The following is a 24,128-nucleotide window of genomic DNA, read 5'->3' as shown; positions in this document are numbered from 1 at the left end:
GTCAATTAATCACCATCACCCGCCCGGACGAGACGATGAGGGAACCCTGCCTTCACGTCAGGGTTCACTCACGCAAGGGTCAGCAGGTGAGCCTTTTATCGACTCGAGACACCCGCCATCCTCCAGTGAGGACAACGCCCCGACCGAGGAGACCCCCATGACGGCGTCGACTGCCCCTGCCCCCCATGCCGTCGAGTACGGCGAGGGCGAGAGCCCGCTCAACCACCACTACTGGATGCCGTTCAGCGCCAATCGCGACTTCCATGCCCATCCCCGGGTGATCACCGCCGCCGAGGGACGCTACTTCATCGACGACCGCGGCCGGCGACTGTTCGACTCCCTCTCCGGCCTCTGGACCTGCGGCGCCGGCCACAATCGCACCGAGATCCAGCAGGCGGTGGCAACCCAGCTGGGCCGGCTGGACTACGCCCCGGGCTTCCAGGTCGCCCACCCGCTCGCCTTCGAGCTGGCCGAACGGGTGGCGGCACTCACCCCGCCGGGCCTGGACCACGTCTTCTTCACCGACTCCGGCTCCGAGTCCGCCGACACCGCGGTGAAGATGGCGCGCGCCTACTGGCGCCTCCAGGGGCGTCCGGAGAAGACCCGGCTGATCGGCCGCGCCAAGGGCTACCACGGCGTCAACGTGGGCGGCACCAGCCTCGGCGGGATCGGCGGCAATCGCAAGCACTATGGCCAGCTGCTGGACGTCACCCACCTGCCCCACACCCTCCAGCCGAGCCTCGCCTTCACCCGCGGCCAGGCCGAGAGCGGCGCGGAGCTCGCCGACGCCCTGCTCGACCAGATCGCCCTGCACGACGCCTCCAGCATCGCCGCGGTGATCGTCGAGCCCATGTCCGGTTCGGCCGGGGTCATCGTGCCGCCGAGGGGCTACCTGGAGCGGCTGCGCGAGATCTGCTCCGCCCACGACATCCTGCTGATCTTCGATGAGGTGATCACCGCCTTTGGCCGTGCCGGGGCCCGCACCGGCGCCGAGGCCTTCGGAGTCACCCCGGACATCATGAACGTGGCCAAGCAGCTCACCAACGGCGCGGTGCCCATGGGGGCCGTGATCGCCTCCCGGGAGATCTTCGACACCTTCATGGCGGGGGGCGGGCCGACGCACGCCATCGAGTTCCCCCACGGCTATACCTACAGCGCCCATCCCGTGGCGTGCGCCGCGGGGCTGGCGACGCTGGACCTGTTCGAGCGCGAGGACTTCCCCGGACAGGTGCGGGCCATCGCCCCGGCGTTCGAGGCGAAGCTCCACGCCCTCAGGGGCCGCTCCCACGTGGTGGATATCCGCAACCACGGCCTGGCCGGGGCCCTGCAGCTCGCGCCCCGCGACGGGGATCCGACCATCCGTCCCCGGGACGCCCACCTGGCGCTCTGGGAGGCGGGCTTCTATGTGCGCTACGGCGGCGACACCCTGCAGTTCGGGCCTCCGTTCGGCAGCACGGAGACGGAGCTCGAGCGGCTCTTCGATGCCGTGGCCACCACCCTGGACCGGCTGGCGTGACGCTCGGCTAGGCGGCGTCGCCGCCTAGCCGAGCGCGGCCAGGAAGGCCTCCAGCACGCGATGGGGGCGCCGGTCGCGCTGGGTGATCGCCACCAGCGGGATGCGATAGCGGCAGGTGTCGGGGCACAGCGCCCGCAGCCGGCCGGCGGCGACCCAGGGCGCCGCCAGGTGGTCGGGCAGGTAGCCGATGTAGCAGCCGGTGAGGATCAGGAAGGCCGCGCCCTCGCGATCCGAGGCGGTGGCGGCCCCGAGCAGCCGCGCATGGGCCGCCCGGGCGGCGTCCGGCAGCGGGTAGCCCGGCACCACCGCCTCGTGGGCTCCCAGGCGCTGGGGGTCTACCACCGTCTCGGCGAAGAGCGGATGGCTGTCGGCACAGTAGAGCAGGGAGCGCTCGTCGTAGAGCGCCTCGCTCGCCAGGCTCGACGGCAGGTTGACCTCGGGGACGACCCCCACGTGCAGCCGGCCGTCCACCACGCCCCGGGCGATGCTGTCGGGCGCCTCCATGGCGATGTTGATGCGCACCTCCGGCCCCCGCGCCTTGAGCTCGGCCAGGGCGTGGGTGATGCGCATCTCGGGCATGCTGACCAGGTTGTCGGTGATGCCGATGTTGAGCTCGCCACGCAGGCTCTCGTGCAGCCCGTTCACCTCGGTGCGAAAGGTCTCCAGGGAGGCCAGCAGGGTGAGCCCCGCCTCGTACACCTGGCGCCCCTCCTCGGTGAGCGAGAAGCCGCCGCGGCCTCGCTGGCAGAGCCGCAGCCCCAGGCGACGCTCCAGGTCGTTCATGTGCAGGCTGATGGCCGAGCGGCCGACGCCGAGCACCCCCTCGGCGGCGGAGAAGCCGCCGCACTCCACCACCGCCTTGAAGACGCGGATCAGGCGGATGTCGAAGTCGCTGACCTGGCCCAGGGGGGCCACCGGGTGGTCGCTCATGCCCCCTCCTCAGGCCGGCCCGCAGACCGGGCAGGCGGGGTCGCGGGGCACCCGGAAGTGGCGCCACTGGCCGCCGAGGCCATCGAAGGTGGAGAGCCCGCGATGGGGCGTGCCGGCGCCGCTGACCAGCTTGATCGCCTCCAGGGCCTGGAAGCTGCCGATCAGCCCCACCAGGGGCGCCACCACGCCGCTCTCGGCGCAGCTGAGTGCCTCGTCGCCCTCCCCACTCTCCCCTCCCCCAGGCGGATAGAGGCAGGCATAGCAGGGCGAGTCGGGGTCGCGGGCATCGAAGACGGCGAGCTGGCCGGAGAAGCGGATCGCCGCCCCGGAGACCAGCGGCACCCGCGCCGTGCGACAGGCGGCATTGATGGCATAGCGGCTGGAGAAGCGGTCGGTGCAGTCGAGCACCACGTCCGCCTCGCCGACCGCCCGCGCCAGCATCTCGCCCTCGAGATGCTCGGTGATCGCTTGAATCGTGCAGCCGGGGTTGAGGGCGAGCGCCGCCTCCCGGGCCGACTCGGCCTTGTTCCGACCCAGGTCGGCGGTGGCGTGGGCGATCTGGCGCTGCAGGTTGGAGAGCTCGACCTCGTCGGCATCGGCCAGGGTCAGCCGGCCAAGGCCCGCGGCCGCCAGGTAGAGGGCCACCGGCGAGCCCAGCCCGCCGGCGCCGACCACCAGGGCATGGCCGGCGAGCAACCGCTCCTGGCCGTCGATATCGACCTGGTCGAGCATGATCTGGCGGCTATAGCGCAGCAGGGCCTGGTCATCCATCGCGGGGCTCACTTCTCCTCGAACTCCTCGATCTCGGGCACATGGAGGCTGAAGTCCTCCTTGACCTCCTCCATGACCACGTAGCTCTTGGACTCCTTCACCCCGGGCAGGGTCAGCACCACGTCACCGAGCAGCTGGCGATAGGCGGACATCTCGGGAATCCGGCACTTGAGGATGTAGTCGAACTGCCCCGAGACCAGATGGCACTCCTGGATCTGCGGCAGCTTGGCCACGGCGCGACGGAACTCGTCGAACACGGCCGGCGACTGGGTCTCCAGGCTGATCTCGACGAACACCAGCAGGTTGGCCTTGAGCGCCCGGGGATCGAGCAGCGCCTTGTAGCCGCGGATGATGCCGGCGCGCTCCAGGCGCTTGACGCGCTCCAGGCAGGGGGTGGTGGAGAGGCCGACCCGGGAGGCCAGGTCGACATAGGAGATGCGGGCGTTCTCCTGCAGGCAGCGCAGGATCTTGAGGTCGATGCGGTCGAGCGAGCGGGTCTTGGCTTTCATGGTCGTGGGCGTGCCGATAGGAATGGGCCGTTCACGTCGTCGCGACAGCACGATCACCTGAAAATCACCCCACCAATGGCACCCCGGTGGGTTTCACGAATGCAAAGGCGACGAGACGTGGCGTTTTTTGCTGATCAAGATGTACCACATCACGACCTCCCCCCTCCAGTCCCGCCCTCAACGTGACGTCCCAGGCTGACCCTGTCGTTGCCGCCGAGGTCGCGAAGCGTCGCGACCTCCCCATAGCCGGCATCGGCGAGGGCATCGCGCACCGCCTTCCCCTGGCCATGGCCATGCTCGAGCAGCAGCCAGCCACCGGGGACGAGGTGAGCACGGGCCTCGACGACCAGGTGGCGCAGGTCGGCCAGTCCCTGCTCGGCGGCCACCAGGGCGCTGGCCGGCTCGAAGCGCAGGTCACCCTGACGCAGGTGCGGGTCGTCCGCGGCGATATAGGGCGGGTTAGAGACGATGAGCGCGAAGCGCTCGCCGCTATCTTCATGGTCCAGCGCCGCGAACCAGTCTCCGGCGCGGAAGTCGACGTTGCCGATGGCGAGGCGCTCGGCATTGTGCCGGGCCAGGGCCACCGCCTCCGGGCTACGGTCGATGCCGACCACCGACCAGCCGGGGCGCTCGCTGGCGAAGGCCAGGGCGATGGCGCCGGTGCCGGTGCCGAGGTCCAGCAGCCGCCCCCGCGGCGATGCGTCATGCGCCAGGGCCGCCTCCACCAGCCGCTCGGTATCGGGACGGGGAATCAGGGTGTGCGGCGAGGTGGAAAGCCGCAGCCCCCAGAACTCGCGCTCGCCGGTCAGGTAGGCCACCGGCTGGCCGGCGGCGCGCGCCGCCAGCAGCGCCTCGAAGCGGGCCCGCTCGAAGACCGGCACCTGGCGGTCGCCCCAGGTGTAGAGCCAGGTGCGATCGACGCCCAGCACGTGGCAGAGCAGCACCTCGGCATCGAGTCGCGCGCTCGGCGAGCCGGCGTCAACCAGGCGCCGGGCGGCCCGGGCCACCAGGGCGTCGAGGGTCATCCGGCGTCCTGTTGGAGGGCCGCCAGCTGCTCGGCCTGGTACTCGTGGATCAGCGGCTCGATCACGTCGTCCAGCTGCTCGCCGCTGACCACCTCGGAGAGCTTGTAGAGCGTCAGGTTGATGCGGTGGTCGGTGACCCGGCCCTGGGGAAAGTTGTAGGTGCGGATGCGCTCGCTGCGATCGCCGGAGCCCACCAGGCTGCGCCGGGCATCGGCCTGCTGCTGGCGCTGGCTGGCCACGGCCGACTGCTTGAGCCGCGCGGCGAGCAGCGACATCGCCTTGGCGCGGTTCTTGTGCTGGCTGCGCTCCTCCTGGCACTCCACCACCACGCCGCTGGGCAGGTGGGTGATGCGGATCGCGGAGTCGGTGGTGTTGACGTGCTGACCGCCGGCCCCGCTGGAGCGGAAGGTGTCCACCCGCAGATCGCTCGGATCGATATCGATGTCACCCACCTCGTCGGCCTCGGGCATCACCGCCACCGTGCAGGCGGAGGTGTGGATGCGCCCCTGGGACTCGGTGGCTGGCACGCGCTGCACCCGGTGGGCGCCGGACTCGAACTTGAGCCGGGCATAGACCCCCTCGCCCCTGACCCGCGAGATGATCTCCTTGTAGCCGCCCTGCTCGCCATGGCTGGCACTGACCACCTCCACCTTCCAGCCGTGCTGCTCGGCGTAGCGCGAGTACATGCGAAAGAGGTCACCGGCGAACAGCGCCGCCTCGTCGCCGCCGGTGCCGGCACGGATCTCGAGGAAGACGTTGCGCCGGTCGTCGGGGTCCCGCGGCACCAGCAGCTGCTTGAGCCGGACCTCGAGGGCCTCCAGCCGGTCGCGCCCCTCGTCCCGCTCGAGCTCGGCCAGCTCGCGCATCTCGGCATCGGCATCGCCGAGGAGCTGCTCGGCGGAGGCGATGTCGGCCTCCACGGCGCGATACTCGCGCCAGGCCTCCACAAGGGATTCGAGCTCGGCATACTCCCGCGAGTAGTCGCGGAAGCGGGTCTGGTCGCTGATCACCTCGGGCTCCGCCAGCAGGGCGGAAAGCTCCTCGAAGCGCTCGACGAAGGCATCGAGTCGCTGGCGCAGGGTGGCTTTCATCGGCGCATCCTATCGGGAGTGGTCGGTGGATTCATCCAGCAGCAGGGCGGTGGCGGCCTCCAGCAGGTCGCGACGCTCCCGGGAGGCGGCCTCGCGCATCGCCACGGTGGGACGGTGCATCAGCCGGTTGGTCAGCTGGTGGGCCAGGCGGCGGATCACCAGTTCGGGGTCCTCGCCGCGGGCCAGGCGCGCCAGGGCCTGCTGCTCGGAGAGCTCGCGCATGGCCTCGCCGCGGGCGCGCACGTCGCGGATCAGCTCGCCGCCGCTGCGGATCCGCCGCTCGTGCTGCCAGTTGCCCACGCCGTGCTCGATCAGCGACTCGGCCTGGTCGGCGGCCACCTGGCGATGCCGGCGGTTCTCCTCGATGACCTCCTGGAGGTCATCGACGGTATAGAGGAAGACGTCGCTGAGCTCGCCCACCTCGGGCTCGATGTCCCGGGGCACGGCGATGTCGACCATGAAGACGGGGCGGTGGCGGCGCTTCTTCAGCGCCCGCTCCACCATGCCCTTGCCGAGGATCGGCAGCGGCGCGGCCGTGGAGGAGATCACGATATCGGCCTCGACCAGGGCCTCGGGGATGGCATCGAGGGTGATCGCCTCGCCGCCCAGCGGCCCGGACAGGGCCTCGGCCCGCTCGCGGGTTCGGTTGGCCACGGTGAGCCGGCGCACTCCCGCCTCGTGGAGGTGGCGCGCCACCAGCTCGATGGTCTCCCCGGCCCCGATCAGCAGCGCCCGCGAGCGGGTGAAGTCGCCGAAGATGCGGCTGGCCAGGCTCACCGCCGCGTAGGCCACCGACACCGGGTTGCGACCGATGCCGGTCTCGGTGCGTACCTGCTTGGCCACGGCGAAGGTGTTCTGGAACAGGCACTCCAGCTCGCCGCCCAGGCCCCGGGCCCGGCGGGCCGCCTGGTAGGCCTCCTTGAGCTGGCCCAGTATCTGCGGCTCGCCGAGCACCATGGAGTCCAGCCCCACCGCCACCCGCATCAGGTGCCGGGCCGCGTCGTTCTCGAGAAAGTGGTAGGCACAGCGCGAGAGGTCCTCGACCCGCAGCCCGTGGAAACGGCCCAGCCAGTCGAGGATCTCGCGCTCGCCGACGGCCTCGGTGACGCAGTAGAGCTCGGTGCGATTGCAGGTGGAGAGGAGTGCCGCCTCGCGCACTTCCGGCAGGGCACGCAGCTCGGCCAGCGCCGCCTCCAGCTGAGTCGGCGAGAAGGCGACCTGCTCGCGCACCTCGATGGTGGCGGTCCGGTGGTTGATTCCCAGGGCAAGAAGCGTCATGCGTTCGGCGTCTTCGCGAGTCGTGGTTCCGGCAGGGGCGCTGTGGTGATGTCCGCCGACGCGGACCGCCCTTCCTCGAAGCGCAGCATTCTACCACAGGCCATCCGCCCGGGGCGCCATGACATGCCGTGATCGGGATCATGCTTTGCCCGGGGGAGCCGAGCCGTTATGCTGACGGCTCGTCCTTTGGCACGAGACGCGCATGCCCCGCGGAACGCTCCCCCGATTCACTCGCCACTTTCCCCTGGCGCCGCTGGTGCTGGCGACCCTGCTCGCCGGCTGCCAGGGCCTGCCGGGAGCGTCCTCGGCCGCCGAACCCGACGAGGACCCGTTGGCGGGCGCGCCGCCGGTCACCCGTGGCCTGGATGCCGACAGCCTCTCCGGCCTGCTGGAGGCCGAGCTGGCCGGACAGCGCGGCAACTACCCGCGTGCCACCCGCGGCTTTCTCGACGTCGCCGAGCGCTACGGCTCGGCGCCCCTCGCCGAGCGCGCCACCCTGGCCGCCCGCTTCAGCGAGGATCCCCGGCTGCTCGAGGAGGCCGCACGTCGCTGGCAGGCCCTGGCACCGGAGAGCGACGCCCCGGCACGCCTGCTGGCAAGCCTCGCCATCCAGCGCGGCGACTGGAACGCCGCCCTGGTGCAGCGCCTGGCCGCCATCTCGCGCGGCGCCCAGGAGGAGTTGACCGGCTTCGTGGAGAGCGCCCTGGAGGCCGGTGCCGACCCGGCGCCGCTGCTGGAAAGCATGCGCGAGCACCTGGCAGGACCTGGCGACGCAGGCCACGACAGCCAGCTGGCCACCGCCCTGCTGGAAGCCGCTGCCGGGGAGCGCGCCGCGGCCGAGCGGCGCCTGTCGCGACTGGCCCGGGAAGCCCCGGAGCTCCCCGAGCTATGGCAGGTCCGCGCCCGCCTGGCCCTCGAGGCCGACGACCCGGCGAGTGCACGATCGTCGGCGCGGCGCGGCCTTGAGGTGGCACCGGGCGACCCGCGCCTGATGCTGCTGCTGGCCCGTGCCGAGATCCGGCTGGGCGGCATCGAGGCCGCCGAGGCCACCACCGACGCTCTGCTCGACGACCAGGGCGACGACCCCGAACTGCGCCTCGCCCTGGCACGGCTGTTCCTGGAAGAGGAGCACCTGCCCCCCGCGCGACGCCTGCTGCTGCCCCTGGTCGGCGACGACCAGGCCCCGCCGCTGGCCTTCCTGCTGCTGGGTGCCATCGCCGAGGAAGAGGGAGAGGTGGACAACGCCCTCCTCTATTACCGCCAGGTGCCCGAAGGCGAGCAGTTCCTGACCGCCCGCCTGAGTGCGGCCCGGATGCTCATCGAGGATGACCGGCTGCTCGACGCGCGGGCCTTCCTGCGCCTCGAGCGGCTGCGCCACGAGGCCTACCGCAGCGAGCTGGTCTCCCTGGAGGTCGAACTGCTCGACGAGGCCGGCCACGTCGAGCAGGCCGACGCCCTGCTCGACAGCGAACTCTCGCAGCACCCCGACGACGAACGGCTGCGCTATCAGCGGGCCATGCGCGCCTTCGCCGACGACGACCTCGCCGCCATGGAGGCGGACCTGCGGCACATCATCGAGGCCGACCCGGACAACGCCAATGCCCTCAACGCCCTGGGCTACACCCTTGCCGATGCCAACCTCGAGGGCCGCCTGGAGGAGGCACGCGAGCTGATCGAGCGGGCCCACGCCCTCGAACCGGACAACCCGGCGATCCTCGACAGCCAGGGCTGGGTCCGCTATCGCCAGGGCGACCCCGAGGGTGCCCTGCCCTGGCTCGAGCGCGCCTGGTCGGCCATGCCCGACCAGGAGATCGCCGCCCACCTCATCGAGGTACTCTGGGCGCTGGGCGAGGAGCAGCGCGCCCGCGAGCTGCTCGAGGAGGCCCGGCAACGCTTCGAGGAGCGTCCGCTGATCGACGAACTGCTGCAACGCCATCCCGAGCTCGGCGCGCCCGGGCATGACGACTGACCCCTGACGAACGGACCTCGCCATGACGACACTGCCGCGACTGCTGATTCCCCTGCTCGCCCTGTCCCTGCTGGCCGGCTGCGCCGGCCGGGCACCCGCTCCCGAGGGCGAGCGCGCCGCAGGCCAGTGGCAGGCCCAGGCCGAGCGCCTGGCCGAACTCGACACCTGGGTGCTGGCCGGCAAGGCCGGCCTGCGCACCCCCGAGGACTCCACCAGCGCCAACCTGGACTGGAGCCAGCACCCGCATTACTACCGGCTGCTGATCAGCGGGCCCTTCGGCAGCGGGCGCAGCACCCTGGAGGGACGCGAGGGGCGCTTCTCGCTGACCACCGCCGAGGGCCGCTTCGAGGCCGAGACCCCGGAGGCGCTGATGGAAGAGCAGCTGGGCTGGTCGCTGCCGGTCAGCGCGCTCTCCGACTGGATCCGCGGCCTGCCGGCAGACGACACGCCCTACCGCCTGGAGGAGGACGAGCTGGGCTTCCCCCTTCGCCTCGAGCAGGATGGCTGGGAGATCGCGTATCGCGACTGGACGCGCGTCGCCGACCTCTGGCTGCCCCGGCGCCTGGTGATGACCTATGACGACCTGCGCGTCACCCTGGTGGTCACCGACTGGCGCCCGGCCCTCGACGACTGACATGCCTCAGACCGCTAAACCTTCCGAGACGCTGGTGCTGCCGGCACCGGCCAAGCTCAACCGCCTGCTGCACATCACCGGCCGACGGCCGGATGGCTACCACGAGCTGCAGACGCTGTTCCAGTTCCTCGATCACGGCGACACCCTCACCCTGCGCGGCCGCGAGGACGGCGAGATCCGCCTCGCTCCCCGCCTGCCCGGGGTGGCGGCCGAGGACAACCTGGTCGTGCGGGCCGCTCGCCTGCTGCAGGCCGAGAGCGGCTGCCGCCGGGGGGCGGACATCCACCTCGCGAAGCGCCTGCCCCTGGGCGGCGGCCTGGGCGGCGGCAGCAGTGACGCCGCCACCACGCTACTCGGCCTCGATGCCCTCTGGAAACTCGGCCTCGGCCTGACGCAGCTGGCCCGGCTCGGCCTCGCCCTGGGGGCCGATGTGCCGGTGTTCGTGCATGGGCACGCCGCCTGGGCCGAGGGGGTCGGCGAACGCCTCACCCCGGTCGAGCTCGACACCCCCTGGTTCGTGGTGCTCCACCCCGGCGTGACCGTCTCCACCCCGGCGGTGTTCGGGGCACCGCAATTGACACGCCACACCCCCCCGATTACCATGGCGCGCGCACTGCAGGGGGGAGCGGCGAGCTGGCGCAACGACTGCGAGCCCACCGTCCGGGCACTGTATCCCGAGGTGGGGCATGCTCTCGACTGGCTGGCGGCCCGTGCGCCGAGCATGCTGACCGGCACCGGCGCCTGCGTCTTTGCCCGGCTCGACAGCGAGGCCCGGGCAGACCGTGTTCTGGCCGAGGTTCCCGAGGGCTGGCAGGCCTTCAAGGCGCGCGGCCTGAATCGCTCACCTCTCCATGCTGCGCTGGGTCGATGACCCTCCCCGCCCACGGGCGCCGAGGCATCCCGGGACGTCCCGGAGCGGAGCAGGCTGCTGGGGCATAGCCAAGCGGTAAGGCAGCGGTTTTTGGTATCGCCATGCGGAGGTTCGAATCCTCCTGCCCCAGCCATCCGTCCCGGAACGACCCTCGACCCGAATCCCTGAAGACCCAACACAGCAAAGGTGGCTGCGCGTGTCAAAATTGATGGTTTTCGCCGGGAATGCCAATCCCGAACTCGCCCGAAAGGTCGCCGAGAGTCTGGACACCTACCTGGGCAATGCCACGGTCGGCCAGTTCAGCGACGGCGAGGTCGCGGTCGAGATCAACGAGAACGTGCGCGGCAAGGATGTGTTCATCCTGCAGTCCACCTGTGCACCGACCAATGACAACCTGATGGAACTGATCCTGATGGTGGATGCCCTGCGCCGGGCCTCCGCCACCCGGATCACCGCCGTGGTGCCCTACTTCGGCTACGCCCGTCAGGACCGCCGCGTGCGCTCCGCGCGCGTGCCGATCTCGGCCAAGATCGTCGCCGACATGATGGTCAAGGCCGGGGTCGACCGGGTCATGACCATGGACCTGCACGCCGACCAGATCCAGGGCTTCTTCGACGTGCCGGTGGACAACGTCTACGGTTCGCCGATCCTGCTCGACGACATCGAGCGCCAGAACTACGACGACCTGGTGGTGGTATCGCCCGACGTCGGCGGCGTGGTGCGGGCCCGCGCCATCGCCAAGCAGCTCAACGCCGACCTCGCCATCATCGACAAGCGTCGGCCCTCGGCCAACCAGGCCCAGGTGATGCACATCATCGGCGAGATCGAGAATCGCACCTGCGTGGTGGTGGACGACATGATCGATACCGCCGGCACCCTGTGCAAGGCCGGCGAGGCCCTCAAGGCCCGGGGCGCCCGGCGTGTGGTCGCCTACGCCACCCACCCGATCCTGTCGGGGCCGGCGGTGGACAACATCACCGGCTCGGTGCTCGACGAGGTGGTGGTGACCGACACCATCCCCCTCTCCGAGACCGCGCGGCGCAGCGGCAAGATTCGCCAGCTCAGCGTCGCCGGCCTGATCGCCGAGGCGATCCGCCGGGTCAGCAACGAGGAATCCGTCAGCGCCATGTTCCACTGAATGCGGGTCCAACGGGACTCGCCCGGCGGGACAGGGCGCGGGACACATGCCCTGCGGGGCTCCCGGAAACGCCGTGGTCTGGTCGCGGGCCACGGCGCTTTCCTTACTTCCAGAAAGAGGCAATTCCATGTCCGATTACACACTCAATGCCAGCGTTCGCAACGACCTGGGGAAAGGTGCGAGCCGCCGCCTGCGTCGTGCGAACGAACAGGTGCCGGCCATCATCTATGGTGGTGAGCAGGCTCCGCAGCCGATCGCCGTCGACAAGACCAGCTTCTACAAGGCGCTGGAAGACGAGGCCTTCTTCTCCTCGGTGATCAACCTGCAGGTGGATGGCAAGGCCCAGCAGGTGGTGGTGCGTGACCTGCAGCGTCACCCCTACAAGCCGCTGATCACCCATGCCGACTTCCTGCGGGTCGATGCCACCCACGAGATCACCCTGCGCGTGCCGCTGCACGTGGTAGGCGAGGAGAAGTGCAAGGGCATCAAGGACGAAGGCGGCGAGCTCCACTTGCTCTCCAACGAGGTCGAGGTCAGCTGCCTGCCGAAGGACCTGCCCGACTTCCTGGAGGTCGACATCGCCGAGGTCGCGCTGGGCACCACCCTGCACCTCTCCGACCTGACCGTGCCGGCCGGCGTGACCCTGGTCGAGCTCACCCATGGCGAGGATCATGACAACGCCGTGCTGAGCATCACCAAGCCGAAGGTGCGCGCCGAGGAAGACGAAGGCGAAGCCGCCGAGGGCGAGGAAGAGGGCGAAAAGGGCGAGGAGTGATCCTCACCCGCTCAGGGGCCGCGCCTGGCGCGGCCCTCCTGATGATGATCAAGCGCCCCGGCGCTTGATTTTTTTTGGAGGTGATACATGAGTCAGGTCAGAGCGATCATCGGCCTTGGCAACCCCGGCGCCGACTACGCGGCCACCCGCCACAATGCCGGTGCCTGGCTGGTACAGGCCGTGGCGAGGGCGGCGGGCGGTGAGCTGCGCCCGGACAGGAAGTTCCTGGGCCTGCACGCCAGGGTCCAGCTGGACGGCCAGGACGTGCACCTGCTCGAGCCCACCACCTTCATGAACCGCAGCGGCGGCGCCGTGGCGGCCCTCTGCCAGTTCTTCAAGCTGGCACCGGGCGAGCTGCTGGTGGCCCATGACGAGCTCGACATGCCGCCGGGCACGGCACGCTACAAGACGGGCGGCGGACACGGCGGGCACAACGGTCTGCGCGACATCATCCGCGCCCTGGGCAACGACCGGGACTTCCATCGCCTGCGCATCGGCATCGGCCATCCCGGCGACAGCCGCCAGGTGACGAACTACGTACTGGGCCGGCCCGGCAAGGCCGAGCGCAGCGCCATCGACGCCGCCATCGACGAATGCCTGGCCACCCTGCCCCAGGCCATGGCCGGCGACTGGGCGAAGGCCATGAACCGGCTGCACAGTTTTACAGCGCCGAGCTGAAGGCGCCGAGCTACAAGGGGAGCGCCGACGCGCAGCCATGCCCGGAACGACGCTGCCCGAGGCCGAATCCGCCCTGCCTCGTAGAGGACCCGTCTCTTCGCGGCTTGGCTGCTCGGTGCTTGTAGCTTGGCGCTCCGCGCTTCCGTAGAATACTCGCCACTTTCCACTCGCGAACACGCTTTCCAGGACACTCCCATGGGTTTCAACTGCGGTATCGTCGGCCTGCCCAACGTCGGCAAGTCCACGCTGTTCAATGCGCTGACCAAGTCAGGCATCGACGCCGAGAACTTCCCCTTCTGCACCATCGAGCCCAATGTGGGCATCGTGCCGATGCCCGACCCCCGCCTCGACCGGCTGGCAGAGATCGTCAAGCCGCAGAAGGTGCTCCCCACCACCATGGAGTTCGTCGACATCGCCGGCCTCGTCGCCGGCGCCTCCAAGGGCGAGGGGCTCGGCAACAAGTTCCTGGCCAATATCCGCGAGACCCAGGCCATCGCCCATGTGGTGCGCTGCTTCGACAACGATAACGTGATCCACGTCGCCAACCAGGTCGACCCGCGGGCCGATATCGAGATCATCAACATGGAACTGGCGCTGGCCGACCTCGACACCGTCGAGCGCGCCATCCAACGCCTGGCTCGCGTGGCCAAGGGCGGCGACAAGGAGGCCATCGCCACCAAGGCGATCCTCGAGCGCATCCAGCCCCACCTGGCCGAGGGCCTGCCGCTGCGAAGCTTCGGCCTCGACGACGACGAGAAGCACCAGCTCAAGAGCTTCGGCTTCCTGACCCTCAAGCCCACCATGTACATCGCCAACGTCAACGAGGACGGCTTCGAGGCCAACCCCTACCTGGATGTGGTCAACGAGATCGCCGCCGAGGAAGGCGCCGTGGTGGTACCGGTGTGCAACCAGCTCGAGGCCGAGATCGCCGAGCTGGAGGACGAGGAGCGCGCCATGTTCCTCGACGAGATGGGCATGGAGGAGCCGGGGCTCGACCGGGTGATCCGCGCCGGCTATGCCCTGCTCGGGCTGCAGACCTACTTCACCGCCGGGGTCAAGGAGGTGCGCGCCTGGACCGTGAAGGTGGGCGCCACCGCCCCCGAGGCCGCCGGGGTGATTCACACCGACTTCCAGAAGGGCTTCATCCGCGCCGAGGTCATCGCCTACGACGATTTCGTCACGCTGGGTGGCGAACAGGGGGCCAAGGACGCCGGCAAGTGGCGCCTGGAGGGCAAGGAGTACATCGTCCAGGACGGTGACGTGATCCACTTCCGCTTCAATGTCTGAGGCACGCAAGCCTTGACCCGAGTGGGCAAACTCCGTAGACTTCGCCCCCGTTGTTCGGCTACGTAGCTCAGCTGGTTAGAGCACATCACTCATAATGATGGGGTCCCCTGTTCAAATCAGGGCGTAGCCACCAGATACCGAAAACCCGGCGCCCCTGGCGCCGGGTTTTTCGTATTGCAACACATGCCCATCCGGACTCGAGGCTTACCCGGGAGCAGGCCCCGGGGTGCCGGGCAGGCACTGTGAATACGTCTCCCGGCGCCTCTCGTACGTCACTCTAGGCCAGTTCGGGGCGATCGAAGAAGGCGGTGAGCACCCGCGTCAGGGACTCCACGTCCCGGGCGCCGGCGGTCTCGCGGATCGAGTGCATGGCCCACTGGGGCACGCCCACGTCCAGGGTCGGCACGCCGAGCTCGGTGGCGGTGATCGGGCCGATGGTGCTGCCGCAGCCCATGTCGGCCCGGGTCACGAAGCTCTGCACCGGCACCTCGGCCGCGCGGCAGAGATCACGGAACAGCGCCGCCGTGGCGCTGTTGGTGGCATAGCGCTGGCTGGCATTGACCTTGATCACCGGCCCGCCGTTGAGCACCGGCCCGTGGCCGGCATCGTGCTTGTCCGGGAAGTTGGGGTGCAGGGCATGGGCGTTGTCGCAGGAGATCAGCCGGGAGGCCTGGATCAGGCGGATGAAGCCCTCTTCCCCCGGCTCGCCGAGCTGCTCGTTCACCCGCCGCAGCACGTCACCGAGGAAGGGCCCCTGGGCGCCGCAGGCGCTGGCGCTGCCCACCTCCTCGTGGTCGTTGGCCACCAGCACCGCCCCCTGGCGACCGTCGCTCTCGAGCAGGGCCTCCAGGCCGATGAAGCAGGAGAGCAGGTTGTCGAGGCGGGCGCTGGCGATCAGCTCGCCGTCGACGCCGACCCGTGACGGCGGCTGCATGTCACGGAAGGCGAGCTCGAACTCGAGGAGCTCGACGTCCTCGAGCCCGTGCTGCTCGGTGACCCAACCCGCGAGCAGCCGCTCGAGGTCGGGCCGCCCCCCGCCCTGCAGGAGGACCGGAGCCATCTCGGTCTGGGCATTGATAGCACGACCGTTGTTGGCCTCGCGGTCCAGATGGATGGCCAGGCTCGGGATGATCGCCAGCGGCTGCTCCACGTCGAGCAGCACGCCCTCGATGCGGCCGTCAGGGTGACGCAGGTGCACCCGCCCGGCCAGCCCCAGGTCACGATCGAACCAGGGCGCCAGCAGGGCCCCGCCATAGACCTCGACGCCGAGCTGGAGCCAGCCCGCCGCGCTCTGCGCGGGGTTGGGCTTGAGGCGCAGGCCGGGGCTATCGGTATGGGCACCGACCAGGCGCAGCGCCGTGAGTCGCTCGCACGGCAGCTGCAGGGCGACGATCGAGGAGTCGTTGCGGGTGACGTAGACACGCTCACCGGGCGACAGGCGCCAGGCCTCGGTCTCCTCGAGACGCCGGTAGCCGGCCTCCTCCAGGCGCCTGGCCATGTTGGCCGTGGCATGCCAGGGCGTGGGGGATCGACGCAGGAAGTCGAGCAGCCGCTCGAGTCGGGCATCCTGGGACATGGAATTCCTCTATCGCGGGGCATTTCAGGGGTCTTGGCGGCACGACCAAGCTGATACAATGACCGTTCGGTCCATGCAACTCGTCAGCCGGGTCGGAGTCTGGATAGAGAGTAAGTGTACACGAATCGGGGAGTGCTTCATCGATGAGCCTGTTTGTCACCCTTGGGCGTTCAGCGGCCCTGGCCCTGCTGCTGGCCACCACGCCGTTACTGGCCGCCGTCGAGCCGAGCGACGCCCAGCGCCAGGTGGCCGCGGAAGTGGCCGAGTCGCTGCGCTACGGCCACTATGCGGATGTCAGCCTCGACGACGACTGGTCACGGCGCGCCTACTCGCGCTTCCTGGACATTCTCGATGGCCAGCGGGCCTACCTCCTCGACCGCGACGTGGCCGCCTTCGGCGACCTGGAAACGGGCATGGACGAGGCACTGCTCGACGGCGACCTGTCCCGCCCCTTTGCCCTCTATCAGCGTTACCACGAGCGCGCCGAGGCGCGCTTCGAGTGGCTGCTCGACCGCCTCGACGAGGGCGTCGACTTCGCCTTCGACAGCGAGCAGCGTCTGGAACTCGAGCGTGAGGACGCCCCCTGGGCCGGCCGCGAGGCGGCCCTGGACGAGCTGTGGATGAAGCGGCTCAAGAACGCCGCCCTGACCCTGGCCATCAGCGACCAGGACGCCGAGCAGGTGGAGGACAACCTGCGCCAGCGCTACGAGGGGCAGCTGTCGCGCCTGCGCCAGACCAACGAGGAGGACGTCTTCGGCCTCTTCATGGCCGCGGTGACCGGCAGCATCGACCCCCACAGCGAGTACCTCTCGCCACGCCAGGGCGAGTCCTTCGACATCCAGATGCGCCTCTCGCTGGAGGGCATCGGCGCCCTGCTCCAGGCCGACGGCGAGTACGTCAAGGTCTCGAGCCTGGTGCCGGGCGGCCCCGCCGAGCGGGCCGGCGCCCTGCAGCCGGCCGACCGCATCGTCGGCGTGGGCCAGGAGGGCGAGGAGATCGTCAACGTGGTGGGCATGCGCCTCGACGACGTGGTCGACATGATTCGCGGCCCCAAGGGCTCGGTGGTGCGCCTCGACGTGGTGCCCGCCCAGGCCGTCGACATGACGCGCTCCAAGGTCATCGAGATCACTCGCGACACCGTGGACCTGGAGGATCAGGCCGCCCAGGGCGAGGTGGTCGAGATCGCCCGGGACGACGGCACCCACCGCCTCGGGGTGATCAAGATCCCCACCTTCTACGTGGACTTCGATGCCTGGCAGGCCGGCGAGGAGGACTACCGCAGCACCACCCGCGACGTGGCCAGGGAGGTCGAGCGACTCCAGGCCGAGGGCGTCGAGGGCATCGTGCTCGACCTGCGCAACAACGGCGGCGGCGCCCTGCAGGAGGCCAACTCGCTGATCGGCCTGTTCATCGACCGCGGGCCTACCGTGCAGGTCCGCGATGCCCGCGGCCGCATCAGCCTCTACGGCGATACCGAGAGCGGCACCCTCTACGATGGCCCCCTGGCCGTGCTGGTCAACCGCCTCTCGGCCTCGGCCTCCGAGATCTTCGCCGGCGCCATCCAGGACTACGGCCGTGGCCTGGTGGTGGGCACCGACACCTTCGGCAAGGGCACGGTCCAGACCCTCAACGAGCTCTCCCACGGCGAGATCAAGCTGACCCGCGCCAAGTTCTATCGCATCTCCGGGGAAAGCACCCAGCATCGCGGCGTGGAGCCGGACATCCGCTTCCCGAGCCTGATCGACCCGGAGCTGATCGGCGAGAGCAGCCTCGACAACGCCCTGGAGTGGGACACGGTGCGCGAGGTGCAGTACCGCACCTATGGCGAGCCCCGCCAGTACCTGGAGACACTGCGCAGTCGCCATAACGAGCGTGCCGAGCAGCACCCCAACTTCCACTACCTCGAGCAGCAGTCCGAGTTGGCCAACCGGCTTCGCGAGCAGCACACCAGCGTCAGCCTCAATCGCGAGCAGCGTCAGCGCGAGGTGGAGGCCCAGGAGGCCGAACAGCTCGCCCTGGAGAACGAGCGCCGGCGCGCCCTGGGGCTGGAGCCGCTGGAGGAGTGGATCGATGCCCGCGACGAGGAGGAGAGCGAGGAGGAGCCGGTCGACCGCGCCCAGATCCTGGAGGCGGCCCAGATCCTGCTCGACTACACCCAGCTCGAGGGCACCTGGCACTACGCGAAAGGCACCTGAGCCCGCCCTCCCCTGTCAGCGGATGCGACATGCGACGCCGGGCCTTCGGGCCCGGCGTCTTTTCCTCTCGCCTAGCAGACAAGCGCCAAGGCGGCAGAACCAGGCCGCAGGCGGTCCGGGCGACAATGAGACGCAGAAAGGGCAGGCGCTAACAGGCAGAAGCCGATGAGGCATCGCGCGACAGGCAAGGCAAGACAGGGTGACGGCCAGACAGGACTGGCTCCCCGAACAGGACTCGAACCTGTGACCCAGTGATTAACAGTCACTTGCTCTACCAACTGAGCTATCGGGGAACGATGCAGGATAATGCGTGGGGAAGCGGCAGGCAGCTAGGAGCGGTTGGCTCCCCGAGCAGGACTCGAACCTGCGACCCAATGATTAACAGTCATTTGCTCTACCAACTGAGCTATCGGGGAATGACCGCATGCCGCAATGTGCTCGTCAGGTTGACGAGTTCCTCCGCTGCATGAGCGAAGCTGGCTCCCCGAGCAGGACTCGAACCTGCGACCCAATGATTAACAGTCATTTGCTCTACCAACTGAGCTATCGGGGAATGACCTCGAGCACGGGGCGTAGTATACGGATCGGGCCCGCAAGGTCAAGCGGGGATTGGCACCGCGCGCCCTCGCAAGGCGCACCGGGCACCATGGAAAAGCGCCCGCCAGGGCAAGGCCTGGCGGGCGCTTTTCTATGGATCCTGGTGGCTACGCCCTGATTCGAACAGGGGACCCCATCATTATGAGTGATGTGCTCTAACCAGCTGAGCTACGTAGCCTTATCAACGGCTTGCCCGACCGCAGCCGGGCAACGGGGTGGGATTATGCACGCGGGCCCACCGCATGGCAAGCCCGCGTGACCCTCACGCCTCGATGTCGAGGGCGCGCTTGACCGCCGGCAGCCCCGGCTCGCCCTCGCGGGTCTCGACGCCTTCGAGCCAGCCCTCCAGGACCTCGGGATTGGCCTGCAGGTAGGCACGGGCGGCATCACGGGGATCCTCGCCCTCGTCCATGATCTGGCCCATCAGCTGGTTCTCCATCTCGAGGGTGAACTCGAGGTTTTCCAGCAGCGCACCGACGTTGGCGCACTCCTCGACATAGCCGCTACGGGTATTGGTGTAGACGGTTGCGCCGCCGAGGTCGGGACCGAAGTAGTCATCGGCACCTGCCAGGTAGGCCATGTCGAAGTTGGTGTTCATCGGATGCGGTTCCCAGCCGAGGAACACCATCCACTTCTCATCCGGCACCCGGGCGCTGAGCTCGGCGAGCATGCCGGCCTCGCTGGAATCGACCAGCTGCCAGTCCCCCAGGCCGAAGGCGTCGTCGTCGATCATCTGCTGGATCAGCTGGTTGCCGTCGTTGCCGGCCTCGATGCCGTGGATCTGGCTGTCGAACTGCTCGGCATGCTCGGCGAGGTCTTCCACCGAGGTGACGCCGGCATCGTGGACATACTGTGGCACCGCGAGGGTGTACTTGGCGCCCTCGAGGTTGGCCCCCAGGCGATCGATATCACCATCCTCGACGTAGGGATCACTGATCGAGGCCATGGAGGGCATCCAGTTGCCCAGGAAGACATCGAAGTCGCCGTTCTTCATGCCCTGATAGGCGATGGGCACGGAGACGGTATCGATGCGGGTGTCATAGCCCAGTGCCTCGAGTACCTCGGTGGTGAGCGCGGTGGTCGCGGTGATATCGGTCCAGCCGACCTCGGCGAAACGGACCGTCTCGCAGCTCTCGGGGGCGGCGGCCTGCAGCGGCGAGACGGAGAGACCGAGGGCGGCGGCGCCGAGCCCCAGGGTCAGGCGACGGTTCAGGTTGCGGGTGAGCATGGAGACACTCCTCTTGTGAGACTTGAAGTATAGCCGCGGTGGCAGCACCACGAGCCAGCGATATCCTTGGCCAGGCTCTTTATTGATTGAACGTTCAATAAAAAAATGGCAAGCTGTGCACATGGTAACCATGCTTCACGTGGTGGTTGCAAGATCAATTCCCCGGGAAAGGAGCCAGCAACGGTGCCCAAGGTTGGAATGGAACCCATCCGCCGCCAGCAGCTGATCAAGGCCACCATGGCGGCGATCGACGAGGTCGGCCTGGCCGATGCCACGGTGATGCGCATCGCCCGCCACGCGGGCGTCTCCGCCGGCATCATCAGCCACTACTTCGGCGGCAAGGATGGCCTGCTGGAGGCCACCATGCGCCAGATCCTCAGCGATCTCGGCGAGGCGGTGGCGGCGCGGCGGCGCGAGCTCACCAGCACGAGCCCCCGGGACCATATCGGCGCCATCATCGATGGCAACTTCGACCGCAGCCAGGTCACCGGGCCGGTGGCCAAGACCTGGCTGGCCTTCTGGGCCAGCAGCATGCACAAGCCCGAGCTGGCGCGCCTGCAGCAGGTCAATGACCGTCGCCTCTACGCCAACCTCTGCCACCAGTTCCGCCGCCTGATGCCCCGTGATGAGGCCCGCGCCTGTGCCCGCGCACTGGCCGCCCTGATCGACGGCCTGTGGCTGCGCGGTGCCCTGACCCTCGAGGGCCTGGACAGCGACGAGGCGCGTCGCCTGGCCCGGGACTACCTCGATCGCCTGCTCGACAGCCGAGACACCCTTTCCCCTTCCTGAATGGAGGTCACCATGCCATCCCTCGAGACCCAGACCCTCTACATCGACGGCCGTCGCACGGCCGCCACCTCCGGCGAGACCTTCTCGGTGGTCAACCCCTACGACGGCTCACCACTGGCCGAGGTGCAGCAGGCCGCCGAGGCCGACGTGGACGCCGCCGTAGCCGCGGCCCGCAAGGGCCAGCGCGCCTGGGCGGCGATGACCGGCATGGAGCGCAGCCGCATCCTCAACCGCGCCGTGGCGCTCCTGAGGGAGCGCAATGACGAGCTCGCCGAACTCGAGACCCGCAACACCGGCAAGCCGATCAGCGAGACGGCCGCGGTGGACATCGTCACCGGCGCCGACGTCCTCGAGTACTATGCCGGCCTGGCGCCGGCCATCGAGGGCAGCCAGATCCCGCTGCGCGAGGACTCCTTCGTCTATACGCGCCGCGAGCCGCTGGGGGTGATCGGCGCCATCGGTGCCTGGAACTACCCCATCCAGATCGCCTGCTGGAAGAGCGCCCCGGCACTGGCCGCCGGCAACGCCGTGGTCTTCAAGCCCAGCGAGGTCACTCCGCTGACCACCATGCGGCTCGCCGAGATCTTCACCGAGGCCGGGCTGCCGGACGGTGTGTTCAACGTCATCCACGGTGACGGCAGCGTCGGTGCCCTGATGACCGGGCACCCCGGCATCGACAAGGTCTCCTTCACCGGGGAGGTGGGGACCGGCAAGAAGGTGATGGCCGCCGCCGGAGGCTCCACCCTCAAGGACGTCACCATGGAACTGGGCGGCAAGTCGCCGCTGATCGTCTTCGCCGACGCCGACCTCGACCGCGCCGCCGACGCCGCCATGATGGCCAACTTCTACTCCAGCGGGCAGATCTGCACCAACGGCACCCGGGTCTTCGTCGAGAGCGCCGTCAAGGAGGCCTTCGAGGCGAGGATTGCCGAGCGCGTGGCGCGCATCAGGGCCGGCGACCCGCTGGACCCCAGCGTCAACTTCGGTCCCCTGGTGAGCTTCGAGCACCAGGAAAAGGTGCTCTCCTACATCGCCCTGGGCAAGCAGGAAGGCGCCACGGTGCTGGCCGGTGGCGAGGCCTGGAACGACGGCGAGCGGGCGAACGGCGCCTGGGCGGCCCCCACGGTATTCACCGACTGCACGGATGAGATGCGCATCGTGCGCGAGGAGATCTTCGGCCCGGTCATGGCGATCCTCGCCTTCGATGACGAGGAGGAAGTGATCCGCCGGGCCAATGACACCCACTACGGGCTGGCCGCCGGGGTCTTCACCGAGCGCCTCAACCGCGCCCATCGGGTGATACACCATCTACAGGCGGGCATCTGCTGGATCAACACCTGGGGGGAGTCCCCCGCCGAGATGCCGGTAGGCGGTTACAAGCAGTCCGGCGTGGGCCGCGAGAACGGCCTCGAGACCCTGGCCCACTACACCCAGACCAAGTCGGTGCAGATCGAGATGGGCCCCTTCGAGTCGGTATTTTAAGGAGACCCCATGTCACAGACCCGTGAATTCGACTACATCATCATCGGTGCGGGATCGGCCGGCAACGTGCTGGCCACTCGCCTGACCGAGGACGAGGGCGTCAGCGTGCTGCTGCTCGAGGCCGGCGGCCCCGACCACCGCTTCGACTTCCGCACCCAGATGCCGGCGGCCCTGGCCTATCCGTTGCAGGGCAAGCGCTACAACTGGGCCTTCGAGACCGACCCCGAGCCGCACATGGATGGGCGACGCATGGAGTGCGGCCGTGGGAAGGGGCTGGGGGGCTCCTCGCTGATCAACGGCATGTGCTACATCCGCGGCAACGCCCTGGACTATGACGGCTGGGCCAAGGCGCCGGGCCTCACGGACTGGACCTACGCCGACTGCCTGCCCTACTTCCGCAAGTCCGAGACCCGCGACATCGGCCCCGACGCCTATCACGGCGGCGACGGGCCGGTGAGTGTCACGACCCCCAAAGAGGGTAATAACCCTCTGTATCGCACCTTCATCGAGGCGGGCAAGCAGGCCGGCTACCCGGAGACCGAGGACGTCAACGGCTACCAGCAGGAGGGCTTCGGCCCCATGGACCGCTTCGTCACCCCGAACGGCCGGCGCGCCTCCACGGCCCGTGGCTACCTCGACCAGGCCAGGGGGCGCGCGAACCTGACCATCGAGACCCACGCCCTCACCGACATCATCGAGTTCGAGGACAAGCGAGCCGTGGGCGTGCGCTACTCTGTCAAGGGCAATCGCAAGGGCGGGGAACGCCAGGCCCGTGCCCGCCGCGAGGTGCTGCTGTGCGGCGGGGCCATCGCCTCGCCGCAGATCCTCCAGCGCTCCGGCATCGGGCCGAAGGCGGTCCTGGACGAGTTCGGCATCGCGCCGGTGCAGGTCAACGACAACGTCGGCGCCCACCTCCAGGACCATCTGGAGATGTACATCCAGTACGAGTGCACCCAGCCGATCTCGCTCTACCCGGCGCTGAAGTGGTGGAACCAGCCGAAGATCGGCGCCGAGTGGCTCTTCCTAGGCAGGGGCGTAGGCGCCAGCAACCAGTTCGAGGCGGCGGGCTTTATCCGCAGCAATGACCAGGAAGCATGGCCCAACCTGCAGTACCACTTCCTGCCCATCGCCATCAGCTACAACGGCAAGAGCGCGGTGCAGGCCCACGGCTTCCAGGCCCACGTGGGCTCCATGCGCTCCGAGAGCCGCGGCCGCATCCGCCTCACCTCCCGGGATCCCGAGGCCGCGCCGAGCATCCTCTTCAACTACATGTCCAGGGAGAAGGACTGGCAGGAGTTCCGCGATGCCATCCGCCTGACCCGCGAGATCATCGCCCAACCCGCCTTCGATCCCTACCGCGGCCGGGAGATCTCGCCGGGGCCGGATGTGCAGTCCGACGCCGAACTGGATGCCTTCGTCAAGGCCCATGCCGAGACCGCCTACCATCCCTGCGGCAGCTGCCGCATGGGCGAGGGCGACGATGCCGTGGTGGACGGCCAGGGCCGGGTACACGGCGTGGAAGGGCTCAGGGTAGTGGATGCCTCGCTGTTCCCGGTGATTCCCACCGGCAACCTCAACGCGCCGACCATCATGCTCGCCGAGAAGATCGCCGACCGTATCCGCGGCCGCGAGCCGCTGCCGCGAAGCGACGCCCCCTACTACGTGGCGGGCGACGCCCCCGCCCGCGGCGAGCCGCGGCGCCGCCTCGACTGACCGCGCCAGTGCCTCGGCACCCATGCGCCCCGCCCTGCCCTGCAGCGCGGGGCGCATGGGTGGGCACTGGCCGGTT

The 24,128-nt window shown here is 69.2% G+C and carries 20 protein-coding genes and 6 tRNA genes; 14 read left to right on the top strand and 12 right to left on the bottom strand.

Annotated elements, in window-relative coordinates; translation table 11 throughout:
* The first annotated feature begins 157 nt into the window (after nucleotides 1-157).
* Nucleotides 158-1,516, top strand: coding sequence for an aspartate aminotransferase family protein (locus P8934_RS06070; RefSeq protein WP_278033378.1), 1,359 nt, complete (start codon nucleotides 158-160; stop codon nucleotides 1,514-1,516).
* Between the two features lie 24 nt (nucleotides 1,517-1,540).
* Here the strand turns inward: P8934_RS06070 and P8934_RS06065 are convergent, their stop codons facing one another.
* The 6 genes from P8934_RS06065 to hemA form a co-directional block, all read right to left on the bottom strand.
* The gene (locus tag P8934_RS06065; protein ID WP_278033377.1) at nucleotides 1,541-2,446 is read right to left on the bottom strand and encodes a LysR family transcriptional regulator; all 906 of its coding nucleotides are present in this window, start codon (nucleotides 2,444-2,446) and stop codon (nucleotides 1,541-1,543) included.
* Between the two features lie 9 nt (nucleotides 2,447-2,455).
* On the bottom strand, nucleotides 2,456-3,217 hold the full coding sequence (moeB, locus tag P8934_RS06060; protein ID WP_278033376.1) for a molybdopterin-synthase adenylyltransferase MoeB: 762 nt from the start codon (nucleotides 3,215-3,217) through the stop codon (nucleotides 2,456-2,458).
* 8 nt (nucleotides 3,218-3,225) lie between these two features.
* Nucleotides 3,226-3,726 carry an Lrp/AsnC ligand binding domain-containing protein gene (locus P8934_RS06055; RefSeq protein ID WP_106229103.1) on the bottom strand — a complete coding sequence of 167 codons (501 nt, stop codon included), beginning with the start codon at nucleotides 3,724-3,726 and terminating at the stop codon, nucleotides 3,226-3,228.
* A 149-nt stretch (nucleotides 3,727-3,875) separates the two neighbouring features.
* Nucleotides 3,876-4,751, bottom strand: coding sequence for a peptide chain release factor N(5)-glutamine methyltransferase (gene prmC / locus P8934_RS06050; RefSeq protein ID WP_278033375.1), 876 nt, complete (start codon nucleotides 4,749-4,751; stop codon nucleotides 3,876-3,878).
* The gene (gene prfA / locus P8934_RS06045; protein ID WP_278033374.1) at nucleotides 4,748-5,842 is read right to left on the bottom strand and encodes a peptide chain release factor 1; all 1,095 of its coding nucleotides are present in this window, start codon (nucleotides 5,840-5,842) and stop codon (nucleotides 4,748-4,750) included. Before prfA ends, prmC begins: the two co-directional genes overlap by 4 nt.
* Before the next feature lie 9 nt (nucleotides 5,843-5,851).
* Nucleotides 5,852-7,120 (bottom strand): glutamyl-tRNA reductase, encoded by a 1,269-nt coding sequence (hemA, locus tag P8934_RS06040; RefSeq protein ID WP_106229100.1) that lies wholly within the window; start codon nucleotides 7,118-7,120, stop codon nucleotides 5,852-5,854.
* A 202-nt stretch (nucleotides 7,121-7,322) separates the two neighbouring features.
* Here hemA and P8934_RS06035 point away from each other — a divergent pair, with 202 nt between their 5' ends.
* The 9 genes from P8934_RS06035 to P8934_RS05995 all read left to right on the top strand — a co-directional run bounded on the left by P8934_RS06035 (nucleotide 7,323) and on the right by P8934_RS05995 (nucleotide 14,605).
* Nucleotides 7,323-9,089, top strand: a complete 1,767-nt coding sequence (locus tag P8934_RS06035; protein ID WP_278033373.1) for a tetratricopeptide repeat protein — start codon at nucleotides 7,323-7,325, stop codon at nucleotides 9,087-9,089.
* A gap of 22 nt (nucleotides 9,090-9,111) precedes the next feature.
* Nucleotides 9,112-9,723 carry a lipoprotein insertase outer membrane protein LolB gene (gene lolB, locus P8934_RS06030; RefSeq protein ID WP_278033372.1) on the top strand — a complete coding sequence of 204 codons (612 nt, stop codon included), beginning with the start codon at nucleotides 9,112-9,114 and terminating at the stop codon, nucleotides 9,721-9,723.
* Between the two features lies 1 nt (nucleotide 9,724).
* Complete coding sequence (gene ispE / locus P8934_RS06025) at nucleotides 9,725-10,594, top strand: 4-(cytidine 5'-diphospho)-2-C-methyl-D-erythritol kinase (protein ID WP_278033371.1); 870 nt, start codon at nucleotides 9,725-9,727, stop codon at nucleotides 10,592-10,594.
* 58 nt (nucleotides 10,595-10,652) lie between these two features.
* Nucleotides 10,653-10,727, top strand: a tRNA-Gln gene (locus P8934_RS06020).
* A 75-nt stretch (nucleotides 10,728-10,802) separates the two neighbouring features.
* On the top strand, nucleotides 10,803-11,732 hold the full coding sequence (locus P8934_RS06015; protein WP_106229096.1) for a ribose-phosphate pyrophosphokinase: 930 nt from the start codon (nucleotides 10,803-10,805) through the stop codon (nucleotides 11,730-11,732).
* A gap of 127 nt (nucleotides 11,733-11,859) precedes the next feature.
* Nucleotides 11,860-12,507 carry a 50S ribosomal protein L25/general stress protein Ctc gene (locus P8934_RS06010; RefSeq protein ID WP_278033370.1) on the top strand — a complete coding sequence of 216 codons (648 nt, stop codon included), beginning with the start codon at nucleotides 11,860-11,862 and terminating at the stop codon, nucleotides 12,505-12,507.
* Between the two features lie 87 nt (nucleotides 12,508-12,594).
* The gene (gene pth / locus P8934_RS06005; RefSeq protein WP_278033369.1) at nucleotides 12,595-13,185 is read left to right on the top strand and encodes an aminoacyl-tRNA hydrolase; all 591 of its coding nucleotides are present in this window, start codon (nucleotides 12,595-12,597) and stop codon (nucleotides 13,183-13,185) included.
* A gap of 195 nt (nucleotides 13,186-13,380) precedes the next feature.
* Nucleotides 13,381-14,472, top strand: coding sequence for a redox-regulated ATPase YchF (ychF, locus tag P8934_RS06000; protein ID WP_133635969.1), 1,092 nt, complete (start codon nucleotides 13,381-13,383; stop codon nucleotides 14,470-14,472).
* Between the two features lie 56 nt (nucleotides 14,473-14,528).
* Nucleotides 14,529-14,605 (top strand) — tRNA-Met (locus P8934_RS05995).
* Between the two features lie 144 nt (nucleotides 14,606-14,749).
* Here the strand turns inward: P8934_RS05995 and P8934_RS05990 are convergent.
* Nucleotides 14,750-16,048, bottom strand: a complete 1,299-nt coding sequence (locus tag P8934_RS05990; protein ID WP_278033368.1) for a M18 family aminopeptidase — start codon at nucleotides 16,046-16,048, stop codon at nucleotides 14,750-14,752.
* 143 nt (nucleotides 16,049-16,191) lie between these two features.
* Between P8934_RS05990 and P8934_RS05985 the strand changes: the two genes are divergently transcribed.
* The gene (locus P8934_RS05985) at nucleotides 16,192-18,243 is read left to right on the top strand and encodes a carboxy terminal-processing peptidase (protein ID WP_278033367.1); all 2,052 of its coding nucleotides are present in this window, start codon (nucleotides 16,192-16,194) and stop codon (nucleotides 18,241-18,243) included.
* A gap of 217 nt (nucleotides 18,244-18,460) precedes the next feature.
* On the opposite strand, the gene P8934_RS05980 is transcribed toward P8934_RS05985, so the two are convergent.
* The 5 genes from P8934_RS05980 to P8934_RS05960 all read right to left on the bottom strand — a co-directional run bounded on the left by P8934_RS05980 (nucleotide 18,461) and on the right by P8934_RS05960 (nucleotide 20,068).
* Nucleotides 18,461-18,536: transfer RNA gene (locus tag P8934_RS05980), tRNA-Asn, on the bottom strand.
* Nucleotides 18,537-18,583: 47 nt separating this feature from the next.
* Nucleotides 18,584-18,659, bottom strand: a tRNA-Asn gene (locus tag P8934_RS05975).
* A gap of 61 nt (nucleotides 18,660-18,720) precedes the next feature.
* Nucleotides 18,721-18,796: transfer RNA gene (locus tag P8934_RS05970), tRNA-Asn, on the bottom strand.
* Nucleotides 18,797-18,941: 145 nt separating this feature from the next.
* A tRNA-Met gene (locus tag P8934_RS05965) sits at nucleotides 18,942-19,018 on the bottom strand.
* Between the two features lie 84 nt (nucleotides 19,019-19,102).
* Nucleotides 19,103-20,068 (bottom strand): choline ABC transporter substrate-binding protein, encoded by a 966-nt coding sequence (locus P8934_RS05960; protein ID WP_133635972.1) that lies wholly within the window; start codon nucleotides 20,066-20,068, stop codon nucleotides 19,103-19,105.
* 183 nt (nucleotides 20,069-20,251) lie between these two features.
* Here P8934_RS05960 and betI point away from each other — a divergent pair, with 183 nt between their 5' ends.
* From betI to betA, 3 genes are read left to right on the top strand one after another with little or no spacing between them, the layout of a single operon-like run.
* The gene (gene betI / locus P8934_RS05955; protein ID WP_208108479.1) at nucleotides 20,252-20,857 is read left to right on the top strand and encodes a transcriptional regulator BetI; all 606 of its coding nucleotides are present in this window, start codon (nucleotides 20,252-20,254) and stop codon (nucleotides 20,855-20,857) included.
* A gap of 12 nt (nucleotides 20,858-20,869) precedes the next feature.
* The gene (betB, locus tag P8934_RS05950) at nucleotides 20,870-22,339 is read left to right on the top strand and encodes a betaine-aldehyde dehydrogenase (protein WP_278033366.1); all 1,470 of its coding nucleotides are present in this window, start codon (nucleotides 20,870-20,872) and stop codon (nucleotides 22,337-22,339) included.
* A 9-nt stretch (nucleotides 22,340-22,348) separates the two neighbouring features.
* Complete coding sequence (gene betA, locus P8934_RS05945) at nucleotides 22,349-24,052, top strand: choline dehydrogenase (protein WP_278033365.1); 1,704 nt, start codon at nucleotides 22,349-22,351, stop codon at nucleotides 24,050-24,052.
* Nucleotides 24,053-24,128 lie beyond the last annotated feature (76 nt).

It is taken from the genome of Halomonas sp. CKK8, from assembly GCF_029625235.1.
Taxonomy (GTDB): domain Bacteria; phylum Pseudomonadota; class Gammaproteobacteria; order Pseudomonadales; family Halomonadaceae; genus Halomonas; species Halomonas ventosae.
The sequence above is the reverse complement of the archived record's forward strand: the minus strand, read 5'-3'. Positions and strand labels throughout refer to the sequence as shown.

Excerpts from the sequence above, each read along its gene's own strand:
- P8934_RS06070 (WP_278033378.1), top strand. The coding sequence starts at position 158 with ATGACGGCGTCGACTGCCCCTGCCCCCCATGCCGTCGAGTACGGCGAG.
- P8934_RS06065 (WP_278033377.1), bottom strand. The coding sequence starts at position 2,446 with ATGAGCGACCACCCGGTGGCCCCCCTGGGCCAGGTCAGCGACTTCGAC.
- moeB (WP_278033376.1), bottom strand. The coding sequence starts at position 3,217 with ATGGATGACCAGGCCCTGCTGCGCTATAGCCGCCAGATCATGCTCGAC.
- P8934_RS06055 (WP_106229103.1), bottom strand. The coding sequence starts at position 3,726 with ATGAAAGCCAAGACCCGCTCGCTCGACCGCATCGACCTCAAGATCCTG.
- prmC (WP_278033375.1), bottom strand. The coding sequence starts at position 4,751 with ATGACCCTCGACGCCCTGGTGGCCCGGGCCGCCCGGCGCCTGGTTGAC.
- prfA (WP_278033374.1), bottom strand. The coding sequence starts at position 5,842 with ATGAAAGCCACCCTGCGCCAGCGACTCGATGCCTTCGTCGAGCGCTTC.
- hemA (WP_106229100.1), bottom strand. The coding sequence starts at position 7,120 with ATGACGCTTCTTGCCCTGGGAATCAACCACCGGACCGCCACCATCGAG.
- P8934_RS06035 (WP_278033373.1), top strand. The coding sequence starts at position 7,323 with ATGCCCCGCGGAACGCTCCCCCGATTCACTCGCCACTTTCCCCTGGCG.
- lolB (WP_278033372.1), top strand. The coding sequence starts at position 9,112 with ATGACGACACTGCCGCGACTGCTGATTCCCCTGCTCGCCCTGTCCCTG.
- ispE (WP_278033371.1), top strand. The coding sequence starts at position 9,725 with ATGCCTCAGACCGCTAAACCTTCCGAGACGCTGGTGCTGCCGGCACCG.
- P8934_RS06015 (WP_106229096.1), top strand. The coding sequence starts at position 10,803 with ATGGTTTTCGCCGGGAATGCCAATCCCGAACTCGCCCGAAAGGTCGCC.
- P8934_RS06010 (WP_278033370.1), top strand. The coding sequence starts at position 11,860 with ATGTCCGATTACACACTCAATGCCAGCGTTCGCAACGACCTGGGGAAA.
- pth (WP_278033369.1), top strand. The coding sequence starts at position 12,595 with ATGAGTCAGGTCAGAGCGATCATCGGCCTTGGCAACCCCGGCGCCGAC.
- ychF (WP_133635969.1), top strand. The coding sequence starts at position 13,381 with ATGGGTTTCAACTGCGGTATCGTCGGCCTGCCCAACGTCGGCAAGTCC.
- P8934_RS05990 (WP_278033368.1), bottom strand. The coding sequence starts at position 16,048 with ATGTCCCAGGATGCCCGACTCGAGCGGCTGCTCGACTTCCTGCGTCGA.
- P8934_RS05985 (WP_278033367.1), top strand. The coding sequence starts at position 16,192 with ATGAGCCTGTTTGTCACCCTTGGGCGTTCAGCGGCCCTGGCCCTGCTG.
- P8934_RS05960 (WP_133635972.1), bottom strand. The coding sequence starts at position 20,068 with ATGCTCACCCGCAACCTGAACCGTCGCCTGACCCTGGGGCTCGGCGCC.
- betB (WP_278033366.1), top strand. The coding sequence starts at position 20,870 with ATGCCATCCCTCGAGACCCAGACCCTCTACATCGACGGCCGTCGCACG.
- betA (WP_278033365.1), top strand. The coding sequence starts at position 22,349 with ATGTCACAGACCCGTGAATTCGACTACATCATCATCGGTGCGGGATCG.